At 29.7% G+C, this 8,512-nt stretch carries 5 protein-coding genes and 1 pseudogene; 5 read left to right on the top strand and 1 reads right to left on the bottom strand.

All coding sequences use genetic code 11. The annotated features are described in order from the left end of the window. Positions 1-273 precede the first annotated feature (273 nt). Positions 274-2,124: a methyl-accepting chemotaxis protein gene (locus F811_RS0107690; protein ID WP_020004675.1), complete on the bottom strand. Its 1,851-nt coding sequence runs from the start codon at positions 2,122-2,124 to the stop codon at positions 274-276. A gap of 203 nt (positions 2,125-2,327) precedes the next feature. Here F811_RS0107690 and F811_RS0107695 point away from each other — a divergent pair, with 203 nt between their 5' ends. The 5 genes and pseudogenes from F811_RS0107695 to F811_RS16985 form a co-directional block, all read left to right on the top strand. After that, the gene (locus F811_RS0107695; protein WP_020004676.1) at positions 2,328-3,320 is read left to right on the top strand and encodes a hypothetical protein; all 993 of its coding nucleotides are present in this window, start codon (positions 2,328-2,330) and stop codon (positions 3,318-3,320) included. Then, entirely contained in the window at positions 3,313-4,608 is a 1,296-nt protein-coding gene (locus F811_RS0107700; RefSeq protein ID WP_020004677.1) for an AAA family ATPase, read from the top strand. The genes F811_RS0107695 and F811_RS0107700 overlap by 8 nt, the downstream gene beginning before the upstream one ends. A gap of 98 nt (positions 4,609-4,706) precedes the next feature. Further along, positions 4,707-5,987 (top strand): serine--tRNA ligase, encoded by a 1,281-nt coding sequence (serS, locus tag F811_RS0107705; RefSeq protein WP_020004678.1) that lies wholly within the window; start codon positions 4,707-4,709, stop codon positions 5,985-5,987. A gap of 912 nt (positions 5,988-6,899) precedes the next feature. Further along, positions 6,900-8,102, top strand: a complete 1,203-nt coding sequence (locus F811_RS0107710) for a variable surface family protein (protein WP_020004679.1) — start codon at positions 6,900-6,902, stop codon at positions 8,100-8,102. A gap of 324 nt (positions 8,103-8,426) precedes the next feature. Continuing rightward, positions 8,427-8,512: pseudogene (locus F811_RS16985) on the top strand (Rpn family recombination-promoting nuclease/putative transposase); the annotation flags it as partial.

The following is an 8,512-nucleotide window of genomic DNA, read 5'->3' on the forward strand; positions in this document are numbered from 1 at the left end:
TTGATTTTATTTAAAAAAAATAAATATTTTTTAAGAATATTATATATAATTTTATATTACTTTCTATAATATAGGAATTATTTTATAATCAATATATTTCAGGCATTATATTCTGTAATCAAAATATTAAAAAATTAATTACACTATTTTTACAATACAGGTTTTTTATATAGTATATTTAATAATTATTAAAAATTTTGAAACAAGTCTAATAAAAAGAAGGCACATATTATTAAAATATATGCCCCATTTATGAAGATATTTTTAGATATTTTACAGTTTAAAGAAGTTCATAGCATCTTGTAATGAATTAGCCTGTACAACCAAATCTTTTGAAGCAGCTTCAGCCTCATTTACCAATGTATTATTAAGCTGAGTAGCACCGTCCATTTCTGAAACTGCCCTATTAACTTGCTCCACTCCAGACTGCTGTTCTACTGCTGCTGAACTTATTCCTCTCATTATATTAGCTGTTTCATCTATTTTGGCTTTTAAATCTTTAAATATTTCCTGTGATTGTCTTGCTGTTTCTGTAGCTTTATTGATTTTATCATAGGCATTATCTACCAAATCCGTAATATCTTTTACTGATGACTGAGTAGTTTGAGCCAAGTTTCTAACCTCGCTTGCTACCACTGCAAAACCTCTTCCCTGATCTCCAGCTCTTGCTGCCTCCACTGAAGCATTAAGTGCTAATATGTTAGTTTGAAATGCAATGTCTTCTATTATTTTAGTAATATTTCTTATTTTTGTACTTGCTTCATAAACTTCTTCTATATTGGAAGTGGTCTGTATAATAATATCTCCTGCTTCATCTATAGAAGATTTTGAAGATATCATCATGTCGTTTCCAGTTAAAGAATATTCGGTAGAAGATTTTATAGTAGAAGCCATCTGTTCCATAGAAGCGGCTGTCTCCTGAAGGCTTGCTGCCTGTGATTCTGTTCTTTTAGAAAGCTCCATATTTCCAGCGGCTAATTTTTCAGAAGCATTCATTATGCATACTGAAGCATGATTAACCTCTTTAATAGTTTCTACTAATTTACTTCTCATATTATTAAAACTATCAGCAAGAAGCCCTATTTCATCTTTTCTAGGCTTTATTTTTTTCTGAGAAGTACTTAAATCACCTCTTTCTATTCTTTGTGCCTCATTTACTACTATAGATAGAGGTTTAGTTATAGAACGTATAAATATATTAATAAATACTGCTATAGAAATTATAGTTATTATACCGAATATAATGCCGCCTATTACAGCATTTCTATTTTCAGCAAATATTTCTTCTGAAGTCATAGTCATAGAAGTAATCCAAGGAACATATTTCATTTTGGTATAAGAGCCCATCATCTTATGATTATTGGCAATGTATGTAACTACACCTTTAGATAAATTATTATCAAATACGCTTTTATAAACGGAAGGGGCATCTATATTAACTTTATTATAGTCGGTGTTCATTACTACTTTCAAATTAGGTGTTATTACGTCCAAACCTCCAGTATCTCCTAATTGTATACCTTCTATATAGTTTTTATAAAATTCTCTCCAATTAAAAACAGTATATAAATATCCTACTTCTTTATTTCCATTTTTTACAGGAGTAGCAAAAATAAAAGATAATTCTCCATTCACTATTGACGGTACAAGTTCATTACCATAGCTTACACTGCCGTATCCGTATTGTCTGTTTTTTAATTTATTCCATATATCAATATTGCTGTCTGTAAATTTAGTTCCTATTAATTTTGAATAATCGCTGTCAGCTATTATAATACCGTTGTTATCTACTATTCCTACATTAATAGAACAGGCATTTTTTTCTCTGAATGTTTTTAATGTAGCATTTAATCTGTCAGTTCTTGTATTATCTTTGTAGTCAAGATATTCTCCTACTATTGGTACAGAGGCATAAGTTTCTAATAAATAGGACTGCGTTCTAAACCAAGCATCAAATACCGATGAATAGCCTCTTACTGTTGTTTCAAAACCTTCAAATCTGCTTTTAGATATTCCTTTTCCAGCTATCGTAAGGGAAATTATCAGAAGTATTGTTATAAGTATAGTTGTAACAATACAAAGGATTGCAGGCACCTTAAATGCCAAACTGTTGAATCTTCTCATTTCTACTTTCACTCCATATACAATCAATTATATTACAGAATGTAATATAATAATTATTTTCATATCGTCAATAATTTTTTGTATTTGTGATTTTTAATATTGATTTTATACTTAAAAAGTCGTTATTAAAAAATTATTAAATCCGAGAATATAAAATTGTATAGAATTTACTAAAATAATTTTTATTTTATGGTGCAAAACTTATGAATATATTTATAAACGGTAAAGAATTATCAGTAATGCTTGAAAACGAAAAAAATGCTTATGAAATATTAAAACCTATAGAGAGCTGGTGCAATTCTAATGATTTTTTAATAAATAAAGTTAATATAGATGGAAGAGAATTACAGCCATATATAGATGAGGAATATGAAACTATACCTATAGATAATGTTCAGAAAATAGAGGTTGAGGCATTAAGCCATGCCGAATATTCTCTGTATTCTATTATGTCGATTATAGAATATTTGCAGAATGTCTCAAATACCGAAAAAATAAGCGAAAAAGATGTAGAAGCATTAAAAGACGGTATGCTTTGGGTGCTTGATTCTGTGCCTAGAACTATATTCTTATTTAATATGAGTTTGGAATCCTATAATATAATACATATATTAAAAATGCTCGAAGTAAAATTAGAAAGATTAAACAGCATATCAGAGAGTTTAGATAAAGTTAATGAGTTCTTTAATGATGATTTAAAGCCTTTTTTAAATGAAAAGATGATTCCTACTATGGAGCTTGTTATAGAAGAAGCCAAAATAAACACTATTGCATTATTTGCAAGCAATATAACAGAAAGCAATGTTTTATACAAAGTTGGAAGTCTGCCTAAATTCTTACCTCTAATTTTAGACATATTAGATTCTATAGTTAATAAACTTCAGTCTGGAAATGATAAAGAGGCTTTTATATATGCTGAAAAATTCTCAAGAATAGTGAGTTTTTCATTCAGCATACTTTCAAATGCCGCTTCTATTTATTCTATAGACTATTCTCAAATTTATTTAAACTCCGTATCTCTTTCTGATGCTATTAGCGATTTTAATGAGATGATGAATAATGTGCTTGACGCTTTTGCAAATGAGGATTATATATCTATAGCCGATTTGCTTGAGTATGAAATAAAAGATAGAATAGAAAATATTATGAATTATATACCATTAGTAGAGGAATATATTGAAAAACTCAATGTTTGACTTTGAAGAAGATCTTAATTCTTTCAAGCCTATGGCTGAGAGAATGCGTCCTCTTTCAATAGAAGAAGTTTTCGGGCAGAAGCATATACTTGGCAAAGATAAAACTTTAAGGAAAATGATAGATAATGACAAAATTACTTCTATGGTTTTCTTTGGTCCGCCCGGCGTTGGTAAATCTACAGTTGCCTCAATTATCGCAAAAAAAACTAAAAGCGAATATATTAAACTTAATGCCGTTCTTTCAAATGTTTCTGAAATAAGAGAAGCTATTAAAAAAGCTGAGAAAAATTTGGAAAACAGAAAAAAAACTATTCTTTTTATAGATGAAATACATAGATTTAATAAAAGTCAGCAGGACGCACTTCTTCCAGCTGTAGAAAATGGCTCTGTAATACTTATAGGAAGCACCACTCAAAATCCGTATTTTTATCTTAATAATGCACTTCTTTCACGTATAATGCTTTTTGAGTTTAGAAATCTTGATGATAATGATATAAAAGAAGCTCTCTTAAAAGCTATTACCGATAAAAGAGGTTTAGGCGAAGATGATGTTGCTGTAGAAGATGGTGCTATTAATTTAATAGTACGCTATTCACATGGAGATGTAAGAAAGGCTTTTACTTATTTTGAAGCCTCATATTTAGCTACACAAATAGATGAAACCAAAGAAAAACTTACAATTACAGAAGAAATAGTAAAAGATGTTACAAGCAAACAGTCTATGACATTTGATGAAGATGAGCATTATAATACAATAAGTGCTTTTATAAAAAGTGTAAGGGGAAGCGATCCTAATGCTGCCGTTTACTATTTAGCGAGAATGCTTGAAGCTGGAGAAGACCCAAGATATATAGCAAGGCGTTTGTGTATATTAGCTTCTGAAGATATTGGGCTTGCCGAGCCTAATGCTATGAATATTGCCGCTTCTCTTGTAAGTATTATTGATTTTATAGGTATGCCTGAAGGACGTATTCCTTTAGCAGAAGTTACTATATATTTATCTTTATGTCCTAAATCAAACTCTGCTTATAATGCTATTAATAAGGCTATTAGAGATATAAGAAACGGAGAGCTTTATTCTATACCTAATTATTTAAAAGATAATCATTCAGCGTCATTTGATAAAAAAAGTGATGAAGAATATAAATACCCTCATGAATTTCCTTATCATATAGTAAAACAGGACTATTTAGAGCATGGCATAAAAAAAGAGTATTATGAGCCTGTTGATATAGGGGAAGAACGCGAGCTTAAAAGACGTTATGAGTGGATTATAAAGCATATATAATTTCAAAAAGTCTGTGTTTATAAATTTTCTAAAAATACAATTTACTATTTTTAAATAAGTTGTATAATTTATATAAATTTTATTTAAGGATTTTTATTATGATAGATGTAAAATTAATAAGAGAAAATATTGAATTAGTAGAAGAGAATTTAAGAAAGAGAAGAAGTAAAGTATCTTTGGATAAGTTAAAAGCATTGGAGCATGAAAGACTTAATTTATTAAAAGAAGTAGAGCAGGACAGAGCCAAAAAGAACGAAGCTTCTAAAAAAATCGGCGAATGTATGAAAGCAGGCAATAAAGAAGAAGCTGAAAAAATAAAAGAAGAGATGAAAAACTTTACAGAATCCTTAAATAAAAAAGAAGAAAAATTAACAGAACTTGAAGAATCGGTTAATAATGAAATACTTTATCTACCTAATATGCTTTCAGAAGATGTACCTGAAGGTGATGATGAGCATGCCAATAAAGAGATTATCAGATGGGGAGAGCCTCGTAAATTTGATTTTGAAGTAAAAGATCATGTTGATGTGGCATTGGGACTTGATATACTTGATATTGAAAGAGCTGTAAGAATGGCTAGAACTCGTTTTTCTCTTATGAAAGGCAAAGGGGCAGCTTTAGAGAGAGCATTGATTAACTTTATGCTTAAAAAACACACTTCAGAACATGGTTATACTGAGTATGTACCTCCTATGCTTGTTAATGGCAGAACTATGACTGGTACTGGTCAGCTTCCAAAGTTTGAAGAGGATTTATTTAAAACTACTGATGATCCTGCTTTATACCTCATACCTACAGCAGAAGTTCCTCTTACTAATATTTACAGAGAAGAGATAATACCAGAGAATATGCTTCCTATATATGCAACAGCCTATACACCATGTTTTCGTTCTGAGGCAGGCTCTTACGGACGCGATATGAGAGGGCTTATAAGACAGCATCAATTTGATAAAGTAGAGCTTGTAAAGGTATGTGCTGCTGACAAATCTAAAGAAGAGCATGAAAAAATGCTTAAAGACGCTGAAAGTATTTTGCAGGCTTTAGAGCTTCCATACAGAGTTGTAGTGCTTTCTTCTGGAGATATAGGCAATGCTGCTTACAAAACTTATGATATAGAAGTATGGCTTCCTTCTCAGAACACCTACAGAGAAATATCAAGCGTGAGCAACTGCTGGGACTATCAGGCAAGACGTATGCAGATGAGAACTAGAAGAAACGGTAAAACTGAATTGGTACATACTTTAAATGGTTCTGGTATTGCTGTTGGAAGGACTTGGATTGCTATACTTGAAAATTATCAAGAGGCGGACGGAAGCGTTATCATACCAGAGGCTTTAAGACCATTTACTGGTTTTGACAAGATAGAGAAACCTAATTAATACCGTTATTATAAAAACAATTAGTTTAGTAAATAAAATTGATAAAGTGCATATCTTAAACAAGGTATGCATTTTTTATTGCATTGGAATTTACGATTAAGTTTTCGCACTAAAAATAACAAATGACATTAAAAAAGTATATATGGGGGCGGGCGGGCGGGGTAAACAGATTGTTTAAGATTTATATTCCATTTTTTACACAATAAATTCGTTTAACTAATATTTATTATCATAATATGTTTTGAATTGATAGGTATATAAAGAATGAAGCCGTATTATATATGTTTAACAAATATGTACTGTGTATATGTTTTATTGATAATATAATATATTTTTTTGTGATAGGAAGATTGTATAATATAAGTAATTATAGTATGTATACATATTATATATGTATAAAAGGTTAATTTATATTAATATAGTTGTATATATTTTTTTATTTTATTTTATTTGACGAATAAAATAATTTACTGTTTTTAACGGTTATTGCACCTCTTTTTACAAAATTTCTGAAATTTTACATATGTAAGTGTTGACTTTTATACAAAAATTCATTAGAATAAGATTATAAGCAAAATGCAAGGATATACATCAGAAAAAAAGATTGCTTATTATGTTTATCTATTTTGCTTAAGTACGGAACGATAAAGATCCTCTAAATCCTTATTATTCCTAAGTACACATAAAGCAAAATTAACGGTTTCCTAATGCCCTCTTAATTTTGCCGAGAATAAAGATCCTCTAAATCTTATTATTCTCACTAATTTTTTATAGTCCGTTAGAATTATTCTCAAATATTCTAACGTATTGGGAAACAATATAGATCCCAATCTTTATTGTTTCCTAAAATGTTTTGAAGTTACTGCCTTATTTAAGGTATTAACTATATAAAAAAATTTAGGAGAAAAAACAATGAAAAAAGTTTTATTGACAGCTATGGCAATAGTAACATTAGCTAGTGCTTCAGCATTTGGTATGTATGGATCCGATTCTAGTTGGATTGACTTCTTAGTACATGGTAACCAATTCAGAGCTAGAATGAACCAATTAGGATTCACATTAGGTAATGGTACTATTAAAGGTACTTTTGGATTTAAAAGCGAAAATGGTGGTGTGGCTACTCTTATTAAAGAAACACAAACATTAGGTGATCGTGGTTATGTATTTATTCCTACAGTATCAGCTGGTATAGGTTATACTTCTGATATGATAGGTATAGGTCTTGGTTATTCTTATACACTTAGTCCAAATACACTTCCTTATAATGAATATAAAGGTGGTGCTGATTATATATATAAAGTTAAACATTTAAGTGTACATACTCCTGTATTAACAGTGAATGCTTTAAATAATAATTTGAGAATTGCTATACCTATATCTGTAGCTGTTCAAGATGTTTATAAAACTACTGAATCAAAAGCAAGAAGTACTTATGTAGGTGTATCTACTGAAACTCAAATAAGATATTATACTGGTATAGATGCTTTTAGCTTGGTAAGATTATACTTGAAATATGGAAATAATTCATTTAATGCTTATGATCAAGATGGTAAAAAACTAAAAGGTGATGAATATAAGCAAGTAGTATCTTCATTTGGATTTGATTTAAGATTATTTTTCTTAAAAACAACTATTGGTGATGTTCTTCTTGATCCATTTATTAAAATTACTTTTGATACAGCTTTAGATGCTAAAGGAAAAACATTAAATGGTACTGATCATTATGCTTTGACAAAAGTATCTGCTGATTCTGTAATAGAAGGTATGTATAAACCACAAGCAGGTGACCCTTCAGCAATATATGATTCAAATCCTTATGTATTACAAATACTTCCTTCTTTGGGTTTGAATGCTAGCAGTGATATAGTTACTCTTTATTTAGAACCTTCTATAGGTTATAGAGCTAGACATAATGGTTTGAAATCTTCTAAAGTAGAGCATGCTTTAAGATGGAATGCTTACGGAGAGATTTATATAACTCCTGTTAAAGATCTTGAATGGTACTTTGAGGCAGAAGTTGGTAATGATCCTTATGCTGCTAGTGCAAGCACTGTAGCATTTAATGCTTCTACTGGTATTACTTGGTATTTACCTTCTCTTAACGGTGCTGAATAATAATAGATTAGCAATATAACTTTAAGAGTATATATAACTAATAAAAGGGGGGCTTTTTAGCTCCTCTTTTTATTTGCATATTATTTGCCGCTCATTATTAGATAATTCCAAATAAAAAAATTGGGGGTGGGTGGGCGGGGTAATCAGACTTTTAACAAAGTGCCGATTCTATTTTTTATACGGCATATATTTTCTTAAAAATCTTCTTTCCTATAAAAAAATTATAAAAAAATTTGTTTTTCTTGGCTTATTCTGCATAAAAAATTTGTTTAACTAATATTTATATATTTTATTTACTTATCATAATTTTGGAGTATAATATAAATGCGTAGTATAAACAGAATGAACGATTATTTTGTACGCTATCTTTTAGGTTCTGTAGGGAACGAGGATATACTAGAAAACATAGT

Origin of the sequence: Brachyspira innocens ATCC 29796, assembly GCF_000384655.1 — a bacterium.
GTDB lineage: Bacteria > Spirochaetota > Brachyspiria > Brachyspirales > Brachyspiraceae > Brachyspira > Brachyspira innocens.

Excerpts from the sequence above, each read along its gene's own strand:
- F811_RS0107690 (WP_020004675.1), bottom strand. The coding sequence starts at position 2,124 with ATGAGAAGATTCAACAGTTTGGCATTTAAGGTGCCTGCAATCCTTTGT.
- F811_RS0107695 (WP_020004676.1), top strand. The coding sequence starts at position 2,328 with ATGAATATATTTATAAACGGTAAAGAATTATCAGTAATGCTTGAAAAC.
- F811_RS0107700 (WP_020004677.1), top strand. The coding sequence starts at position 3,313 with ATGTTTGACTTTGAAGAAGATCTTAATTCTTTCAAGCCTATGGCTGAG.
- serS (WP_020004678.1), top strand. The coding sequence starts at position 4,707 with ATGATAGATGTAAAATTAATAAGAGAAAATATTGAATTAGTAGAAGAG.
- F811_RS0107710 (WP_020004679.1), top strand. The coding sequence starts at position 6,900 with ATGAAAAAAGTTTTATTGACAGCTATGGCAATAGTAACATTAGCTAGT.